The sequence below is a fragment of the Kocuria sp. KH4 genome (genome assembly GCF_053711175.1).
On sequence record NZ_JBSJYX010000008.1, the window covers coordinates 1 to 18,239 of the forward strand.

The 18,239-nt window shown below is 73.9% G+C and carries 11 protein-coding genes and 1 pseudogene; 7 read left to right on the forward strand and 5 right to left on the reverse strand.

Annotation, left to right across the window (positions count from 1 at the left end; genetic code table 11):
- Nucleotides 1-761: pseudogene (locus ACWCOM_RS07855) on the forward strand (hypothetical protein); the annotation flags it as partial.
- 202 nt (nt 762-963) lie between these two features.
- Here the strand turns inward: ACWCOM_RS07855 and sucB are convergent.
- The 3 genes from sucB to ACWCOM_RS07870 all read right to left on the reverse strand — a co-directional run bounded on the left by sucB (nt 964) and on the right by ACWCOM_RS07870 (nt 5,992).
- Nucleotides 964-2,823 (reverse strand): 2-oxoglutarate dehydrogenase, E2 component, dihydrolipoamide succinyltransferase, encoded by a 1,860-nt coding sequence (gene sucB / locus ACWCOM_RS07860; RefSeq protein WP_454548190.1) that lies wholly within the window; start codon nt 2,821-2,823, stop codon nt 964-966.
- 109 nt (nt 2,824-2,932) lie between these two features.
- Nucleotides 2,933-4,300, reverse strand: coding sequence for a dihydrolipoyl dehydrogenase (gene lpdA, locus ACWCOM_RS07865; protein ID WP_454548191.1), 1,368 nt, complete (start codon nt 4,298-4,300; stop codon nt 2,933-2,935).
- 144 nt (nt 4,301-4,444) lie between these two features.
- A complete protein-coding gene (locus ACWCOM_RS07870) occupies nt 4,445-5,992 on the reverse strand; it encodes a leucyl aminopeptidase (RefSeq protein WP_454548192.1) in 1,548 nt (515 codons plus the stop codon).
- A gap of 251 nt (nt 5,993-6,243) precedes the next feature.
- Here ACWCOM_RS07870 and ACWCOM_RS07875 point away from each other — a divergent pair, with 251 nt between their 5' ends.
- The 4 genes from ACWCOM_RS07875 (at nt 6,244) to ACWCOM_RS07890 (ending at nt 11,795) form a co-directional block, all read left to right on the forward strand.
- The gene (locus ACWCOM_RS07875) at nt 6,244-7,161 is read left to right on the forward strand and encodes a PAC2 family protein (RefSeq protein WP_162459855.1); all 918 of its coding nucleotides are present in this window, start codon (nt 6,244-6,246) and stop codon (nt 7,159-7,161) included.
- Between the two features lie 74 nt (nt 7,162-7,235).
- Nucleotides 7,236-8,531, forward strand: a complete 1,296-nt coding sequence (locus ACWCOM_RS07880) for an MFS transporter (RefSeq protein ID WP_454548193.1) — start codon at nt 7,236-7,238, stop codon at nt 8,529-8,531.
- Nucleotides 8,532-8,659: 128 nt separating this feature from the next.
- A complete protein-coding gene (locus ACWCOM_RS07885; protein ID WP_454548194.1) occupies nt 8,660-10,108 on the forward strand; it encodes a DUF4192 family protein in 1,449 nt (482 codons plus the stop codon).
- Between the two features lie 187 nt (nt 10,109-10,295).
- Nucleotides 10,296-11,795, forward strand: coding sequence for an RNA polymerase sigma factor (locus ACWCOM_RS07890; protein WP_454548195.1), 1,500 nt, complete (start codon nt 10,296-10,298; stop codon nt 11,793-11,795).
- A 138-nt stretch (nt 11,796-11,933) separates the two neighbouring features.
- Here the strand turns inward: ACWCOM_RS07890 and ACWCOM_RS07895 are convergent, their stop codons facing one another.
- Nucleotides 11,934-12,134 (reverse strand): DUF7455 domain-containing protein, encoded by a 201-nt coding sequence (locus ACWCOM_RS07895; RefSeq protein WP_344120181.1) that lies wholly within the window; start codon nt 12,132-12,134, stop codon nt 11,934-11,936.
- A gap of 255 nt (nt 12,135-12,389) precedes the next feature.
- Here ACWCOM_RS07895 and ACWCOM_RS07900 point away from each other — a divergent pair, with 255 nt between their 5' ends.
- The gene (locus ACWCOM_RS07900; protein ID WP_454548196.1) at nt 12,390-14,498 is read left to right on the forward strand and encodes a DNA gyrase/topoisomerase IV subunit B; all 2,109 of its coding nucleotides are present in this window, start codon (nt 12,390-12,392) and stop codon (nt 14,496-14,498) included.
- A gap of 86 nt (nt 14,499-14,584) precedes the next feature.
- Nucleotides 14,585-15,634, forward strand: a complete 1,050-nt coding sequence (locus ACWCOM_RS07905) for a malate dehydrogenase (RefSeq protein ID WP_454548197.1) — start codon at nt 14,585-14,587, stop codon at nt 15,632-15,634.
- A gap of 15 nt (nt 15,635-15,649) precedes the next feature.
- Here ACWCOM_RS07905 and ACWCOM_RS07910 read toward each other — a convergent pair whose 3' ends face one another.
- On the reverse strand, nt 15,650-18,151 hold the full coding sequence (locus ACWCOM_RS07910; protein ID WP_454548198.1) for a DNA gyrase/topoisomerase IV subunit A: 2,502 nt from the start codon (nt 18,149-18,151) through the stop codon (nt 15,650-15,652).
- Nucleotides 18,152-18,239: the final 88 nt, after the last annotated feature.

An 18,239-nucleotide genomic window follows, 5' to 3' on the forward strand; every position in this document is an offset into this window, starting at 1 on the left:
GGGCGGGGCCCGGCCCCGCGGCGGCCCGGTCGTCGCGTCGGACGGCCCGCGGTCCCGCGGGTGCCCCGCCGTCCCGGCGCACGGCGATCTCCGCCACGGCCGCCGCGCTGGTCCGGGCCACCGGGACGGCGCTGCTGTGGCCCCGCCCGGAGTCGCGGGCGCCGGACGCGGCGGCACCGCACCCGCCCGCCGCCTCGACCGGGTCGGCCGGGGCGTCCGGGACCACCCTCCCGGGTCCGGAGCTCCCGGACCCGGCGGCCTCGGCCGCGCACGTCCCGGGCGCGGCCGACCCCGCCGCCGGGGACCGGATGGAGCAGGGGGAGCCGCAGGAGGCGCTGCGCCGGCTCGTCGCCCGGCGCGGCGAGGCCCTGCGGACGGGGGACGCCCGGCTGCTCGACCGGGTCTACGTCCCCGGGGCGGCCGCCGCGGCGGAGGACCGGGCCACCATCGCGCGGGCCGCCGCCGGCAGGGACCGGGTGTTCGCCGATCTCGCCCTGGAGACCGGGCGGATCCGGGGCGCCGCGCCGCGGCCGGGACCCACGGTGGCGGGCGGCGTCACGCTCGAGGCCGAGGTGCGGGTCGAGGGCTACCGGGGCGAGCCCGGCCCGGACCTGTCGGTGCTGCCGGCGGGCGAGGGGTGGGTGCAGACCGTCGTCGTGGTCCTGGTCCGCGGCGAGGAGGGATGGCGGCTGGCCGCCGTGGAGCCGCGCCGGGAGCGCCCCACGGAGACGGGGCCGGCCACGCCCGACCATCGGCGCTGACCGGCGGCACCGGGGCGGGGTCGTGCGGGGCGGCTCCCACGGGAGGGGCGCGACCGCCGTGCCGACCGGGGCCGGACCGCCCCGCCGCGTGGGCCGGGGCACGCCGAAGGGGCGTGCCCCCTGTGCTCGGGAACACGCCCCCTCGGTGCCGGGACGTCCCCGGCGGGTGCTCAGACCGCGCCGGGACGGCCCGTGGGGCCGGTCAGAGACCGACCTCGGACTCGAAGCGGCCCTCCTGCAGGCGCGCCTTCAGCGCCTGCAGGAACCGGCCGGCGTCCGCGCCGTCGACCAGACGGTGGTCGTAGGTCAGCGACAGGTAGCACATCTGCCGGATCGCGATGGTGTCGTTGCCGTCGGCGTCGGCGACGACCATCGGGCGCTTGACGATCGACCCCGTGCCGAGGATGGCCACCTGCGGCTGGTTGATGATCGGGGTGTCGAACAGCGCCCCGAAGGAGCCGATGTTCGTGATCGTGAACGTACCGCCGGTGAGGTCGTCCGGCGCGATCCGGCCGTCCTTGGCCCGGGAGCCGAGGTCGGCGATCTGCTTGGCCAGCCCGCCCAGGTTGAGGTCGCCGGCGTCCTTGATGACCGGGACCAGCAGACCCCGGGGGGTGTCCACCGCGATGGCGATGTTCTCGGAGCCGTTGTAGACGATCTCCTTCTCGGCCTCCCGGAACGTGGCGTTGAGCTTCGGGTGCGCCTGGAGCGCCTCGGCCACGGCCTTGGCGAAGAAGGGCAGGAAGGTGAGCTTGGCGCCCTCCCGCTCCTGGAACTTCGTCTTGGCCTTGTTGCGCAGCACGGCCACACGGGTCATGTCGACCTCGGTCACCTGGGTCAGCTGCGCCGACTCCTGGAGCGACTCCCGCATGCGCTGGGCGATCGTCATCCGGATGCGCGGGGCCTTCTCCGTGGTGCCGCGCTTGGCGTCCGGGGCCGGCACGGCCTCGGGGGCCTTCCGCGGCTCCGCGGCGGCGGGCTGCTCGGCCGGGGCCGGGGCGGCCGGGGCCGCGGCGCTCTTCTGCTGCTCCGCGGCGGCCAGCACGTCCTGCTTGCGGATGCGTCCGCCCACGCCGGTGCCGGTGAGGGTGGACAGGTCCACGCCCTCCTTCTTGGCGAGCTTGCGCACGAGCGGGGTGACGTAGGCGGCGTTGTCCCCGGCCGGGGACTCGGGCGCCGCGCCGGCGTTCGCGGTGCGGGCACCGTCACGCTCGGCGGCGTCCTGCTGCGTCCCCCCGGAGGTGTCCGCCATGACGGGGTCCTCGGTCTTCACGAGGGCCTCGTCGCGGGACGGCGCCTTCTCCCGGGCGCCGGTCGTCGAGCCCTCGTAGCCCTCACCGGAGGCGTCGGACGCCGGGGCGGCGGCCTTCTGCTCGGCGGGCTTCTGCTCGGCGGAGGGCTGCTCCTGGGCCGGGGCGGAGGGGGCGGAGCCGGAGCCGATGACCGCCAGGACCTGGCCGACCTCGGCGTCCTCGTCCTCCTGCACGCGGATCTCCAGCAGGGTGCCGGCCACCGGGGAGGGCACCTCGGTGTCGACCTTGTCGGTGGAGACCTCCAGCAGCGGCTCGTCGAGGGCGACCTCGTCACCGACCTGCTTGAGCCACCGGGTCACGGTGCCCTCGGTCACGGACTCGCCCAGGGCGGGCAGGGTGATCTCGGTGCCCTCGCCGCCCTGCTGGGAGTCCGCCTGCGGGGCGGAGTCCTGCTGCTTCGGGGCCTGCTGCTCGGCGGCCTCGTCGGTGGCCTCGGGGGTCTCGGCCTGGGTCGCGGCGTCCTCGGCCTGCTCGGCGGAGGGCTGCTCCTGGGCCGGGGCGGAGCCGCCGGAGCCGGAGCCGATGACGACCAGGGGGGCGCCGACCTCGACGTCCTCGTCCTCCTCGACGAGGATCTCCTCGATGACGCCCGCCACGGGGGAGGGGATCTCGGTGTCGACCTTGTCGGTGGACACCTCGACCAGGGGCTCGTCGACGGCGACCTCGTCACCGACCTGCTTGAGCCACCGGGTCACGGTGCCCTCGGTCACGGATTCGCCCAGTGCGGGCAGGTTTACGGTTTCTGACATGGTCCGACCGTCTCTCTTTCGGTGCCTTCGATGGTGCGGTCCGGGCGCCGGGCCCGGTGCCGGGGTGGTGGGGGAGGCCCCGCCCGGGAGGGGCGGGGCCTCGGTGCGGTCAGCCGTGCAGCGGCGCGCCCGCGAGCGCCATGGCGGCCTCGCCGATGGCCTCGTTCTGGGTCGGGTGCGCGTGCACGAACGCGGCGACGTCCTCGGGGTAGGCCTCCCAGTTGACGATGAGCTGGCCCTCGCCGATCTGCTCGCTGATGCGCTTGCCGATGGCGTGGAAGCCGATGATGGGCCCGTCCTTCTCGCGCACCAGCTTGATGATCCCACCGGTGCCCAGGATGGAGCTCTTGCCGTTGCCGGCGAGGTTGTACTCGGCGACCTCGACGTTGTCCGCGCCGAACTTCTCCTTGGCCTTGGGCTCGGTGTAGCCGACGGAGGCGATCTCGGGCTCCGTGAACGTGACCTTGGGGATGTTCACGTCGTCGACCACGGCCGGGTTGAGGCCGGCGATCTCCTCGGCCACGAAGCGGCCCTGCTGGTAGCCGCGGTGGGCGAGCTGGACGCCGGGGACGATGTCGCCGATCGCGTAGATGTTGCCCACCCCGGTGTGCAGGCGCTCGTTCGGGGTGACGAAGCCGCGGTCCATGGGGATGCCCTGCTCCTCGTAGCCCATGTCGGCGGTGTTCGGCCCGCGGCCCACGGCGACGAGCACGATGTCCGCCTCGAAGACCTTGCCGTCGGCCAGGGTGACCTTCGCGCCGTTGTCGTCCTGCTCGACCTTCTCGAAGAAGGTCCCGAGGTTGGACTTGATGCCGCGCTTCTTGAACTCGCGCTCGAGGATCTTGATCAGCGCGGGGTCCTCGTTGGCGACCAGGTGGGGGAGGCCCTCGATCACGGTGACGTCCACGCCGAAGGACTTCCACATGGAGGCGAACTCGCAGCCGATCACGCCGCCGCCCAGCACGATCGCGCTCCGGGGCACGAAGTCGATCTCCAGCGCCTCCGTGGAGGTCATGATCCGGCCGCCGATCTCGACGCCGAGGGTCTTGGAGACGGAGCCGGAGGCGAGCACGATGTGCTTGCCGGTGTAGCTGGTGCCGTCGACGTCGACGGTGTTCTGCCCGGTGAGCCGGCCCACGCCCTCGATGACCGTGACCTTGCGCATCTTCATCAGCCCGCTGAGGCCCTTGAACTTCCCGGCCACGATCTTGTCCTTGTAGTCCCTCACGGCCGCCATGTCGATGGACTCCAGCGTGGTGTGCACCCCGTACTTGGAGCTCTCCCGGGCGTCCTCGGCCAGTTCGGCGGAGTGCAGGTAGGCCTTCGTCGGGATGCAGCCCCAGTGGAGGCAGGTGCCCCCGAGCTTGTTCTTCTCGACCAGGCCCACCGTGAAGCCGAGCTGGACGGCCCGCAGCGCGGCGGCGTAGCCGGCGCTGCCTCCGCCGAGGACGAGGATGTCGAATTCGTTGTCGGCCACGTGTTTGGCTCCCTTGCGCGTTGACGTCGTTCCGAGTGGGGCGCACCCGTACGGCGACGGGTTCGTTTCGTACATACCTTAGCCCCCCGGCGGAGGGAGCACCCAGGCGGGCGCTCCCTCCCCCGGAGGGGGTGTCGCGGGTGCTCAGCCGCGGGCGGCGGCGGAGTCCTCGAGCAGCCGGACGAGCGTGCGCACGCCCGCCCCGGTGCCCTCCGCGGGGGTGTAGCCGTAGGGGGAGCCCTCGTTGAAGGAGGGCCCGGCGATGTCGACGTGCGCCCACGGGACCCGGGAGCCGTCCGGGCCGCCGACGAACTCGCGCAGGAAGAGCCCGGCCACGAGCATCCCGCCGTTCTTGTCGCCGATGTTCTTGAGGTCGGCGACCTTGGAGTCCAGGGACGGTCGCAGGTGCTCCGGCAGGGGCATCGGCCAGCCGTCCTCGCCGGCGGCGCGGGCGGCGTCGGCCACGGCCGCGCGCAGGGCGTCGTCGCCCATGATCCCGAAGGTCCGCGATCCCAGGGCCACCATCTGGGCGCCCGTGAGGGTGGCGATGTCGACGACGGCGTCGGGGGCCTCCTCGCAGGCGGCCACCAGGCCGTCGGCGAGCACCAGGCGCCCCTCGGCGTCGGTGTTGAGCACCTCCACGGTGCGTCCGCCGCGGATGCTGATGACGTCGCCGGGGCGGGTGGCCGTGGAGGAGGGCAGGTTCTCGGCCAGGCACAGCCAGCCGGTGACCCGGACCGGCAGGCCGAGCTCGGCGGCGGTCAGGACGGTGGCCAGGACGGCGGCGGCCCCGGCCATGTCCGACTTCATGGTCATCATCGAGGCCGGGGGCTTCAGGGAGAGCCCGCCCGAGTCGAAGGTGATGCCCTTGCCCACGAGGGCGTAGTGGCGGGAGGCGCGCGCCGGGGAGTACTCGAGCTTGACCAGGCGGGGACCGTGCACCGAGCCCTGTCCCACGCCCAGCAGGCCGCCGTAACCGCCCTTGGCGAGGTCCTTCTCGGCCAGCACGGTCACGGAGACCTTGGTGCCCTTGGCGGCCTGCCGGGCGTAGTCCGCGACGACCTCCGGGTAGACGACGTTGGGGGAGAGGTCCACGAGGGTGCGGGCGGCCCGCACGCCGCGGCCGAGGACGGTGGCGCGGTCCAGGGCGCGGCTCAGCGCGGCGCGCGCGACGTCGGGCGCGTGCACGACGGCGGAGGCCAGCGGGGCCTTCACCGAGCCGGCCGTCACGGAGCGCTGGTGGGAGAAGGCGAACGCGCCGAGGGCCGCGCCCTCCGCGACCGCAGCGGCGTCCTCCGCCGAGGCCGCGGGCAGGGCCAGGACCGCGGAGTCCGTGCCGGCGAGGCGGCGCACCGCGGCGCCGGCGGCGCGGCGCAGGGCCTCGGCCCGCTCCGGCCCGCTGTCGGGCAGGTCGCCGACGCCCGTGAGCGCGACCACGGTGAAGGGCAGCCCGGACGGCGCGGGCACGAGGGTGACCTCGTCGGCGCCGCCGCCCACGCGCAGGGCCGCGGCGGCCTCCAGCACGGGGGAGAGCCTGCGCTGCTCGCCGGCGGGCAGCACGACGCGGCCGGCGCCGTCGGCCCCCTTCTGCACGGCGAGCACGAGGGCGTGCGCCGGGGTCCGGCCCAGGGGCTTCTGCGTGGCGGTGAGCTCGATCCCCCGGGGCTCGAGCAGTTCCTGTACGTCGGGCATGTGTCGTCCTTTCGCTGAGGTCCGGACCGGCCGGGCCGGGCGGGGCGCTCGTGGCGTTCCCGGCCCGCCGGGCAGGCGTGCTGTCGATCCTATCCCCGGCCCTGGCGACGGCCGGGGCCGCCGGGACCGGGCGGGGAATAAGGGCGGCCCCGCGGGCGGTTGACATGATCCAGGGAACCCCGCCGGAGGCGTTCCCGCCGGTCCCGTGAAGCACACCCGGAGCCCCGACCCACCCCCAGGAGGAAGTTGCCGTGCTGGATCCCACCTCGCTGTACCTGAGCAACCCCGCGCTGCTCGAGGACGCCCGGGTCCGTGGCCTGCCGCTGATCGTCGCCCTGTCCGGCTACGCGGAGGCCGGGCACGTGGCCGTGCAGATCGAGCACGCCATCACCGACGCCCTGCCGCACGAGGTCGTGGCCCGGTTCGACCTGGACCAGCTCTACGACTACCGGGCCCGCCGCCCGCACGTGCGCTTCGCGGAGGACCACTTCGAGGACTTCCAGGACCCCGAGCTGTCCCTGCGGCTGGTGACGGACCCACTGGGGCGCAGCTTCGCGCTGCTCACCGGCCCGGAGCCGGACCTGCAGTGGAACCGGTTCACGGAGGCCGTCGTGGGCCTGGCCCGGCGGATGGACGTCTCGCTGGTCGCGATCGTCTCGGGCATCCCCATGCCCGTCCCGCACACCCGCCCGTTCATCGTGTCCGTGCACGGCAGCCGGACGGACCTGCTGCCCGTCAAGCACGCCTGGCGTCCGGTGGTGGAGATGAGCTCCTCGGCCGCGCAGCTGCTCGAGATCCGGCTGACGGAGGCGGGGATCGACAACATCGGCTTCACGGTCCACGTCCCGCAGTACCTGGCGGAGGCGCACCTGCCGCACGCCGCGGTGGCCGCCCTGGAGCACATCAACGCCGTGACCTCGCTCACCCTGCCCTCGGACGAGCTGCGCGAGGCGGCCCGCGAGATCGAGCGGCAGATCGACCAGCAGGTGGGCGCCTCGCCGGAGGTGCAGGCGGTCGTGGCGGGCCTGGAACAGCGCTACGATGACGTCGTCGACGCCTCGGCCCCCCGCTCCCTGCTCGTGGGGGACGAGTCCGAGCTCCCCGACGCCGACGAGATCGGCGCGGCGGCCGAGGCCTTCCTGGCCGCCCGGGAGGACGAGCAGGACTGAGCCCGCCCGGGAGGACGGGGCCGACCCGGGACGGCGCCGCCGTCCGCGGCCCCGGCCCTGCGAGAGCGAAGTGCATGACGTCCGACCGGTCCCGTCCCCCGCAGCCCGGCAGGGACTCCCGCCGTGCGTACCTGGTGTTCGGGATCGGCGTCCTGGCCTACTTCAGCGCCGTGGCCCAGCGCACGAGCTTCGGGGTCGCCACGGTCGACGCGGCCGACCGGTTCGGCACGGCGGCCTCCGCGCTCTCCCTGTTCTCCCTCATGCAGGTCCTGGTCTACGCCGCCCTGCAGATCCCCGTGGGCCTGCTCCTGGACCGCTTCGGCGCCCGGGCCATGGTCTCCGCCGGGGCGCTGCTCATGACCGCGGGCCAGGTGCAGCTGGCCCTGGCGGACACGGTCGGCGAGGGCGTGGCGGCCCGCGTGCTCGTGGGGGCCGGGGACGCGGCCACCTTCGTCTGCGTGATGCGGCTGATCCCCGCATGGTTCTCCGCCCTGCGGGTCCCCCTGCTCACCCAGGTGGTCGGGGTCGTCGGCAACCTCGGCCAGCTCGTCTCCGTGATCCCCTTCGCCTGGGTGCTCGAGCGCACGGGGTGGTTCCCGTCCTTCCTCGGCCTGGCCGCCCTCGCGCTGCTCGCCGGGGCGCTCGCCGCGGCGCTGCTGCGCAACGCGCCGCCCGGGGCGGAGGTGCTCCACCGGCAGCTGGGGCTGCGGCGCATCGGGCAGGTGCTCCGCGAGTGCCTGGCCGAGCCGGGCACACGGCTGGGCTTCTGGGTGCACTTCACCACCCAGTTCGCCGGCAACACCTTCGTCCTCATGTGGGGCTACCCCTACCTCGAGTACGCCCAGGGGCTGCCCGACACCACGATCTCCGTGGTGATGACCTCCTTCGTGCTCTCCAACCTGGCCGTCGGCCTCGCGCTCGGCGGACTGACCGCGCGCCGCCCCGAGCGCCGCGTGCGGCTGTCCCTGACGGTCACCGCCGGCATCTTCGCGGCCTGGGCCCTGCTGCTGGTGTGGCCGGGCACGGCCCCGCCGGCGGTGGTGCTGGCGGCCGTGTGCGTCATCGCCGTCAGCATGCCCGCGTCGATGATCGCCTTCGACGTCACCCGTAGCTTCAACCCGCCCCGCCGCGCGGGCACGGCCCTGAGCATCGCCAACGTGGGCGGGTTCACCGCCTCGGTCCTCGCCATCTTCGTCACCGGGTTCGTCCTGGACCTCCTGCACACGGGCGGCTTCCGGGACGAGCTCTACGCGCCCGACGCGTTCCGGATCGCCGTCGCGGCCCAGTTCCTCATCGCCGGGGCCGGGGCCGTCGGGGTGCTGGCCACCGCCGCGCGGGTGCGGCGCCGGCACGGGCCCGACGCCGTCTGAGGGGACTCCCCGGGCGTCCGTGGGCACCCGCACTGCACCGGGCGCGCCGGGCAGGATCCCGTCCGCCGCGCTCCACAGGACGTCACCGGGCCCGCCGCCGCCGGTCCGCCACCGCCCACCCTGGGCCCATGAGACAGCACCCCAGCCGCGACCCCTTCGTCCCCGTCGTGCGCTGCGCCGCCGACCTGCTCGCCGTGGTCCCGCACACCCTCGGCTACTGGCCCGCCGACTCGCTCGTCCTGTTCGCCGCCGGCGGCGGGACGGCCGGGGCCTGCGTGCGGGTGGACCTGCCGGCCGATCCCGGCGACGAGCGCTTCGCCGAGGGCTTCGTCGCGGAGCTCGCCGAGCTCGTGGGCCACGACGCCCTCAGCGACCGGGTCTTCGTCATCGTCTACACGTCCCGCTGCACGCCACCGGGCACGCCCCCGCCGGTGCACGGGCCCGGAGCGGTGCCCGCCGTGCTGGCCCTCGTGGACGAGGCCGCGCGCCGGGCGGACCGGGCCGTGGCGGCGCGGTGGGTCGTGGCCGGGGAGCGCTGGTGGCCCGTGGAGGACCCCGGGGACGTCCGGGACGTGGCCCGCATCCAGGACAGCGCCGTCAACGCCGCCCTGGTGGCCGCCGGCAGCTCCTACGCGACGGCACCGCGGCAGGCCATGGACCACGAGTACGGTGCGCTGCCGGCGGGCACCCGCCGCGGGGTGGTGAGGGAGGCAGGGCGCTGGGCCCGGGCGGGCCGGGACGGCTGGCACCGCCTGGACCGCCTGGCGGGCGCGCTGGCCGTGTGGGAGGACGTCCTGACGGGGGTCCGGGACGCCGACGGCGACTGGCTGCCCGCGGTCCTGGCCCACGACGACGACCTCCTGGGGTTCCTGGCCGCGGGTCTGTCCGATCCGGTGCTCGCCGACCTCCTCCTGGCCCTCTGCGCCACGGACGACCCCACCGGTGTGCTCGCCGCGGCCGCCATGTGGGCCGAGCTGTGCGACGGCGAGCCCGGCGCCGTGAGCGCCGGGGACGAGCCGACCGGACCGACCCGCGACGCGGCACCGGCCGGGGTCGCGGCCGTTCCCCGGCGGCCCGGTGGGGCAGGCCCGGGCGGTGACCGTCCCGCGGCGCCCCCCGGCGCCGCGCGGCTGCCGGCCCCCGACGCCGGGGAGCTCATCCGGCTCTCGCGGGTGCTGTCCGGGGAGTGGGGAGGAACGCCGGCCTGGCCGCGGCTGGACGCCCTGTACCGGGTGCTCCAGGCTCTGCTCTGGCTGCTGGAGCCCGGCGCGGCCCCGGCGCCGGAGACGGCGGAACGAGGAGCGGAGCGAGCAGCGGAGACGGCAGCGGAGGAGACGACAGCGGAGGAGGCTGCCGGGGTCGACCCCGCGGCGGTGCGGACCGTGCTCGCGGGGGTGCTCGTGGAGCTGGCGCAGCTCAACCGCTTCCGCGCCCGGGGTTCGCACACCGCGCACTTCGTGCGCCGCGCCACGGCGCTGGTGCCGCACCACCCGGCAGCGCTGCGCGTGCTGCGCCTCGCGGACGCCCGTCCGGTGCCGCTGTGGGCCCGGGACCGGGCCACCGCCTGGCACTCCTGAGGCGGGCTCCGCGAGCTTTTTCCGGATCCGCCGGCCGGGTGGGAACAAATTCCGGCCGGCGGTGGTTCCGGCTGTCAGGACCCTTCAAGCCTGCAGCACCGGACGACGCCCGGAGCGAGGACTTGACAGGGTCATAGGCGTGTTGCCCGCAGTGCGGGCGCCGTGACCGTTCAACGAAAGGCTCTCAGTGTCACCTTCCGCCAGCAAGAAGACGACGGACACCGCCGCCGAGGCTCCGGTCGCCGGGGACGTTCGGTCGCCGTCCGGGTCCGCGGGCACGTCGCCGCGGGCGAAGACCGCCGCCGCGAAGTCCACCGCGGCCAAGAAGACCGTGGCCGCGAAGAAGACCACGGCCACCAAGACCACGGCCGCGAAGTCCACGGCCGCCAAGAGCACGGCCACCAAGTCCACGGCCGCCAAGAGCACGGCCGCGAAGTCCACGGCGGCCCGGCCGACCGCGGCGGCGCCCACCGCCGCCCCCGCCCCGAAGCCCGCGACCCGCAAGAAGGCCGCCCCGAAGAAGGCGGAGCCGGAGCTCGCCGGGGAGCTGGACACGGACGTCGAGGTCGCCGACGACGCGGACCTGGAGCCGGACCTGACCGACGAGGCCGGCGTCGTCGACCCCGACGTGGACGAGGACGAGGACGTCGCGGAGGAGGCGCCGGCGGAGGAGGAGGCCGCGGCGCCCGTGCGCAAGGACGAAAAGACCTCCGGCTTCGTCATCACCGCCAACGACGACGACGACGCCCCGGCCCAGCAGGTCGTCTCCGCCGGGGCGACCGCCGACCCCGTCAAGGACTACCTGAAGCAGATCGGCAAGGTCGCCCTGCTGAACGCCGAGCAGGAGGTCGACCTGGCCCTGCGGATCGAGGCGGGCCTGTACGCCGAGCACAAGCTCGCCGACGAGAAGGAGAGCCTGGACCCCCAGACGCGCAAGGAGCTGCGCTGGGTGATCCACGACGGCAAGCGCGCCAAGAACCACCTGCTCGAGGCCAACCTGCGCCTGGTCGTGTCACTGGCCAAGCGCTACACCGGGCGCGGCATGCTCTTCCTGGACCTCATCCAGGAGGGCAACCTCGGGCTGATCCGCGCGGTGGAGAAGTTCGACTACACCAAGGGCTTCAAGTTCTCCACCTACGCCACGTGGTGGATCCGCCAGGCGATCACCCGCGCCATGGCCGACCAGGCCCGCACCATCCGCATCCCGGTGCACATGGTGGAGGTCATCAACAAGCTGGCCCGCGTGCAGCGGCAGATGCTGCAGGACCTGGGCCGGGAGCCGACCCCGGAGGAGCTGGCCAACGAGCTGGACATGACCCCCGAGAAGGTCGTGGAGGTGCAGAAGTACGGCCGGGAGCCGATCTCCCTGCATACCCCGCTGGGCGAGGACGGCGACTCCGAGTTCGGCGACCTGATCGAGGACTCGGAGGCCGTGGTCCCGGCCGACGCGGTGAGCTTCACGCTGCTGCAGGAGCAGCTGCACTCCGTCCTGGACACCCTCTCCGAGCGGGAGGCCGGCGTCGTCGCCATGCGCTTCGGCCTCACGGACGGCCAGCCGAAGACCCTCGACGAGATCGGCAAGGTCTACGGCGTGACCCGGGAGCGCATCCGGCAGATAGAGTCCAAGACGATGTCCAAGCTGCGCCACCCGTCCCGCTCGCAGGTGCTGCGCGACTACCTCGACTGACCGCCCGCCCCCGTCCCCGGAGCAGTCCGGGGACGGGACGGGGCGGCCCGTGAGGGCCGGGCCCGGACGTGCAGGAGGGCCCCGACACCAGGTGTCGGGGCCCTCCTCGCGTTCGGCGCTCGCCGGGGAGCGCCCGGGTCAGGAACCGATCCGCTCCGTCTCGTCCTGCCAGGTGGCCGCCAGGGGCCGCAGCTTCTGCTCGTTCTTGCGCGCGTGGTGGGCGCAGAAGAGGAGCTCACCGCCCGTCGACTCGAGGACCACTCGGACGTAGGCCTGGGCGCCGCACGCGTCGCAGCGGTCGGTCGCATTCAGTTCTCGGCTTTCCAATGTTGCGTTCACGGGATCCTCCTCCTGTGTCGTACGCGGTGCACGGGGGCCGCAGACCCGCCGGTGCAGATACCCGAGGTCTCGTGGACGCTGAGGGGTACTGGTACATACAACCACGACGGTCGGACATCGGATCCCGCCCGGGGCGCTTTTTCGCCCCCGGCGTAGGTCCGCCCTCCCGCGACGGCCCTCCCGCGACGCCGGAGGTGTCCGACGCCCCGACTACAGTGGTGGGGAATCCCGCCGTCCCCCAGGAGCCGTAACCCCGTGACACCGTCCCGTTCCGAGTACAACGCCCGCCACCTCTCCGTCCTCGAGGGCCTCGAAGCCGTCCGGAAGCGGCCCGGCATGTACATCGGCTCCACCGACTCCCGCGGCCTGATGCACTGCGTGTGGGAGATCATCGACAACTCCGTGGACGAGGCGCTGGCCGGGTTCGGCCACCGGATCACGGTGATCCTGCACGCCGACGGCGCTGTGGAGGTCCACGACGACGGCCGCGGCATTCCCATCGACATCGAGCCCCGCACCGGGCTGACCGGCGTGGAGGTCGTGTTCACGAAGCTGCACGCGGGCGGGAAGTTCGGCGGCGGCTCCTACAGCGCCTCCGGCGGCCTGCACGGCGTCGGCGCCTCGGTGGTCAACGCCCTCTCCGCGCGCCTGGACGTCCAGGTGGACCGGGGCGGGAAGACCTACCAGATGTCCTTCCGCCACGGCGAGCCGGGCCGCTTCCTCGACAAGGGCAGGCCCTCCCCGCACGCGCCCTTCGAGCCGTTCGTGGAGGGCTCGGTGCTCGACGTCGTGGGCCGGGCCAAGCGCGGGGTGACCGGCACCCGGATCCGCTACTGGGCGGACGAGCAGATCTTCACCACCGACGCCCGGTTCAGCTACGAGGAGCTGGCCAAGCGCGCCCGCCAGACGTCCTTCCTGATCCCGGGCCTGCGCATCACCGTGCGCGACCAGCGGGGCCTGCCCGGCACCCCCGGGGAGTTCGGCGCCCACGAGGAGGTGTTCCAGCACGACGGCGGGATCTCCGAGTTCGTGGAGTACCTGGCCGCCGACAGCTCCGTCACCGACGTGTGGCGCTTCCACGGCGAGGGCCGATTCAAGGAGACGGTCCCCGTCCTGGACGAGAGCGGCCGCTCCAAGCTCACCGAGGTCGACCGCACGTGCGAGGTCGACGTCGCCCTGCGCTGGGGGATCGGCTACGACACCTCCCTGCGCTCCTTCGTCAACATCATCGCCACCCCCAAGGGCGGCACGCACCAGGCCGGGTTCGAGGCCGCCCTGCTCAAGACCTTCCGCAAGCAGATCGAGGCCAACGCCCGCAAGCTCAAGGCCGGCAGCGACAAGGTCGAGAAGGACGACGTCCTGGCCGGGCTCACCGCGGTGCTCACCGTGCGGCTGGCCGAGCCGCAGTTCGAGGGCCAGACCAAGGAGGTCCTCGGCACCCCGGCCGTGCGCCAGATCGTGACCCGCGTGGTGGAGAAGGAGCTCACGGCGAAACTGACCGCGACCGCCCGCCACGACAAGCAGCAGGCCGGGCAGCTGCTGGAGAAGGTCGTGGCCGAGATGAAGTCGCGCATCTCCGCCCGGGTGCACAAGGAGACGCAGCGGCGCAAGAACGCCCTGGAGACCTCCTCCATGCCGGCCAAGCTCGTGGAGTGCCGCTCCAACGACGTCGAGCGCTCGGAGCTGTTCATCGTGGAGGGCGATTCCGCCCTGGGCACCGCCCGGCTGGCCCGGTCCTCGAACCACCAGGCCCTGCTGCCGATCCGGGGCAAGATCCTCAACGTGCAGAAGGCGTCCATCACGGACATGCTGGCCAACGCGGAATGCGCGGCCCTGATCCAGGTGATCGGCGCGGGATCGGGCCGGACCTTCGACCTCTCCGCGGCCCGCTACGGCAAGGTCATCATGATGACGGACGCCGACGTCGACGGCGCGCACATCCGCACGCTGCTGCTCACCCTGTTCTACCGCTACATGCGCCCGCTCGTGGAGGCCGGCCGGGTCTACGCGGCCGTGCCCCCGCTGCACCGGGTGGAGGTGGTCAACGCCGGCGGCAGGCCCAACGAGATGGTCTACACCTACTCCGAGCGGGAGCTCGCGGACCTGCTCGGGCGGCTCGAGACGGAGGGCCGCCGGTACAAGGAGCCCATCCAGCGCTACAAGGGCCTGGGCGAGATGGACGCCGACCAGCTCGCGGAGACCACCATGGACGTCCGGCACCGGATGCTGCGCCGGATCCGGGTCGAGGACGCCGAGGCGGCCGAGCACGCGTTCTCGCTGCTCATGGGCTCCGAGGTGGCCCCGCGCAAGGACTTCATCATCGAGGGCGCCACGCAGCTGGACCAGGACCGCATCGACGCCTGAGCCCCCGGCGGCCTCCCGGGCACGGCGCGGGCCGGAGCACTACGCTGGGCAGGGACGACCGACCGTCCCCGAGGAAGGATCCCCGCATGACCGCCTCCGGCCCGCACTCCCGTCCCGACGCCCCCCGCTCCCGCCCCGCGACGGTCACCGTCACCGGGGCCGCCGGGCAGATCGGCTACGCCACGGTCTTCCGGGCCGCGGCGGGCGACCTCCTTGGTCCCGACACGCCGATCCGCCTGCACCTGCTCGAGCTGCCGCAGGCGCGGCGGGCGGCGGAGGGCACGGCCCTGGAGCTCCAGGACGGCGCGTTCCCGCTGCTCGAGGGCGTGGAGGTGTTCGACGACGCCGACGCGGCCTTCGACGGGTCCTCGGTCGGGCTGCTCATCGGGGCCCGTCCCCGCTCCCAGGGCATGGAGCGGGCGGACCTGCTGGAGGCCAACGCCGGGATCTTCTCGGTGCAGGGCCGGGCCGTCAACCGGGGCGCGGCGGACGACTTCCGGGCGGTCGTGGTCGGCAACCCCGCGAACACCAACGCCTACATCGCCGCCTCGCACGCCCCGGACGTGCCCCGGGAGCGCTTCACCGCCCTCACCCGCCTGGACCACCACCGGGCGGTCGCGCAGCTGGCCGAGGCCACGGGCGCCCGGGTGCCGCAGGTCCGGGGCGTGGCGATCTGGGGCAACCACTCCGCCAGCCAGTACCCGGACCTGACGCACGCCACGGTCGCCGGCCGGCCGGCCCTCGAAGTGCTGGCCGAGCGGGGCCACGGCCTGGACTGGGTGGACGGCACCTTCATCCCGCGCGTGGCCGGCCGCGGCGCGGAGATCATCGACGTGCGCGGCGGGTCCTCCGTGGCCTCGGCCGCCCACGCCGCCCTGTGCCACGTGCGCGACTGGGTGCTCGGCACCCCGGCGGACACCTGGACGTCCATGGCGGTGCCCTCCGACGGCTCCTACGGCGTGCCGGAGGGCCTCGTGAGCTCCTTCCCCGTGGTCTGCCGGGACGGGCTGGCCGGGATCGTCCCGGACCTGGCGCTCGACGAGTTCTCGCGGACCCGGCTCGAGCGCTCCGTGCGGGAGCTTGAGGAGGAGCGGGAGGCCGTGCAGCGGCTCGGGCTGCTCGGCCCCCGGCACTGACCGCCCCGCCGGGCCTCAGGAGTAGGCCGGACCCACCGCGTCGATCACCTGGTCGGTGGGCACCCCGGTGCCGTCGCGGCGCCCGTGCTCGGTGGGCAGGGCCCGGGCCACGCCCGTGGCCGAGACGGCCTTGGCCGGACCGTGCCCCGCCCAGGCCAGGAGCAGGCCGGTCTCGCCCTTGAGGAACCGGTGGGCCCGCACCCCGCCCGTGGCGCGGCCCTTGGGCGGGTACTCCGCGAAGGGCGTGACCTTCACGGAGTACCGGGACATCCCCGGCAGCACCTCCTCCGCCCGGGCCAGCGTCACGACCACCGGCGTCTCGTCGGCGGCGCGCACCGCCCCGAAGAACAGCACGGCGTCGCCGGGGGTCAGCTTGATCCCCGCCACGCCGCCGGCGGTGCGGCCCTGGGGGCGCACCGCGCCCGCCTCGAAGTGCAGCAGCTTGCCCTCCCGGGTCACGAACACCAGCTCGTCGTCCTCGGCCGCGGACTCGGCGAGGCCGACGACCTCGTCGCCGTCCTTGAGCGTGACGACCTCCCACTCCTCGCGGTTGAGCGGGTACTCCGGGTTCACCCGCTTCACCACGCCGTTGCGGGTGCCCAGGGCGAGCACCGACCCCAGCGGGGCGAGACCCACGAGCCGCTCGCCGCGGCCCAGCGTGAGGAACTCCTTGACCGGCACGCCGTCGCCCAGCTTGGGGGTGCCCTCGAAGGCGGTGAGCACGGGCACGTCCATCACCTGCACGCGCACCATCCGCCCGGCCGAGGTGACGGCCCCGATCTCCGCGCGCGCGGTGGCGCGCACCACGGAGGCCAGGGCGTCGTGCTTGAGCCGCCGCGGCGGGTCCACCAGCGGGTCCTGGGAGGAGGTGCGGGCGAGCTGGCCGGAGGTGGACAGGAACACCCAGCACGGGTCGTCGGCGATCTCCAGGGCGAGCCCCGCGCCGCCGCCGCGGCCCGGGGCGGGGGCGGCCGCGGCGGCGGCCGGACCGGGCAGCGCCTCGGACTCGAGCAGCTCGGTGCGCCGGTCGTCGCCGTGCACGGCGGCGACCTCGGCGAGCTCGGCGGAGACCAGGGCTCGCAGGCGGGCGTCCGAGGCGAGGATCTCCTCCAGCTCGGCGATCTCCCCGCGCAGCTCCTCCTGCTCCTTCTCCAGCTCGATCCGGGAGTACTTCGTGAGCTGGCGCAGGCGCAGCTCGAGGATGTGGTCGGCCTGGACGCGGGTGAGGTCGTAGACGCCCATCAGCCGCTCCCGGGCCGCGGCGGTCTCGTCGGAGGACCGGATGATCTGGATGACCTCGTCGATGTCGACGATCGCCACGAGCAGCCCCTCGACCAGGTGCAGCCGGTCGCGCCGCCTGGACAGGCGGAAGCCCGTGCGCCGGCGCACCACGGAGAGCCGGTGCTCCACGTAGACCCGCAGCAGCTCGAGCAGGCCCATGGTCCGCGGCCGCCCGTCCACCAGGGCCACGTTGTTGATCCCGAAGGAGTCCTCCATCGGCGTGTACTTGTACAGCTGCTGGAGCACCGCCTGCGGGTTGAATCCGTTCTTGACCTCGATCACCAGGCGCATGCCGTTCTTGCGGTCGGTGAGGTCCACGACGTCGGAGACGCCCTGCAGCTTCTTCGCCTGCGCGGCCTCCTTGATCTTCTCGGTGACCTTCTCCGGCCCCACCATGTAGGGCAGCTCGGTGACCACGATGCCCTGCTTGCGCGGGGAGATCTGCTCGATCGAGACCTTCGCCCGGGTCTTGAAGGACCCCCGCCCGGTCCGGTACGCGTCCCGGATCCCGTCCAGGCCCACGATCCGCCCACCGGAGGGCAGGTCCGGTCCGGGGACGAAGCGCATCAGCTCCTCGAGGGTGGCCTCGGGGTGCTCCACGAGGTGCCGGGCCCCGGCCACGACCTCGCGCAGGTTGTGCGGGGCCATGTTCGTGGCCATGCCCACCGCGATGCCCGAGGACCCGTTGACCAGCAGGTTGGGGAACGCGGCGGGCAGCACGCCGGGCTGGGAGAACTGGTTGTCGTAGTTGGGCACGAAGTCCACGACGTCCTCGTCGAGGTCGGCCGTCAGGGCCAGCGCCGCGGGGGCCATGCGGGCCTCGGTGTAGCGGGAGGCGGCCGGGCCGTCGTCGAGGGAGCCGAAGTTGCCGTGCCCGTCCACCAGCGGCAGGCGCATCGCGAAGGGCTGGGCGAGGCGCACCATCGCGTCGTAGATCGCGGAGTCGCCGTGCGGGTGCAGCTTGCCCATGACCTCGCCCACCACGCGGGCGCTCTTGACGTGGCCGCGGTCCGGGCGCAGGCCCATCTGGTTCATCATGAACAGGATCCGGCGCTGGACGGGCTTGAGCCCGTCGCGGGCGTCGGGGAGAGCGCGGGAGTAGATCACGGAGTACGAGTACTCGAGGAAGCTCGTCTCCATCTCGGAGGTCACGTCGATGTCGACGATGTTCTCCCGGAAGTCGGCGGGCAGCTCGTCCTCGGCGGACGGGCGGGAGGACGCGCGGCGGCGAGCCATCAAAGCGGGGGTCCTTCGGTCGGGGTCGGGCCCGGGCGGTCCCGGCGACTCGGCGGGCGAGATCGTGCGGGGACGCACCGGGACGCAC

Excerpts from the sequence above, each read along its gene's own strand:
- sucB (WP_454548190.1), bottom strand. The coding sequence starts at position 2,823 with ATGTCAGAAACCGTAAACCTGCCCGCACTGGGCGAATCCGTGACCGAG.
- ACWCOM_RS07870 (WP_454548192.1), bottom strand. The coding sequence starts at position 5,992 with ATGCCCGACGTACAGGAACTGCTCGAGCCCCGGGGGATCGAGCTCACC.
- ACWCOM_RS07880 (WP_454548193.1), top strand. The coding sequence starts at position 7,236 with ATGACGTCCGACCGGTCCCGTCCCCCGCAGCCCGGCAGGGACTCCCGC.
- ACWCOM_RS07885 (WP_454548194.1), top strand. The coding sequence starts at position 8,660 with ATGAGACAGCACCCCAGCCGCGACCCCTTCGTCCCCGTCGTGCGCTGC.
- ACWCOM_RS07905 (WP_454548197.1), top strand. The coding sequence starts at position 14,585 with ATGACCGCCTCCGGCCCGCACTCCCGTCCCGACGCCCCCCGCTCCCGC.
- ACWCOM_RS07910 (WP_454548198.1), bottom strand. The coding sequence starts at position 18,151 with ATGGCTCGCCGCCGCGCGTCCTCCCGCCCGTCCGCCGAGGACGAGCTG.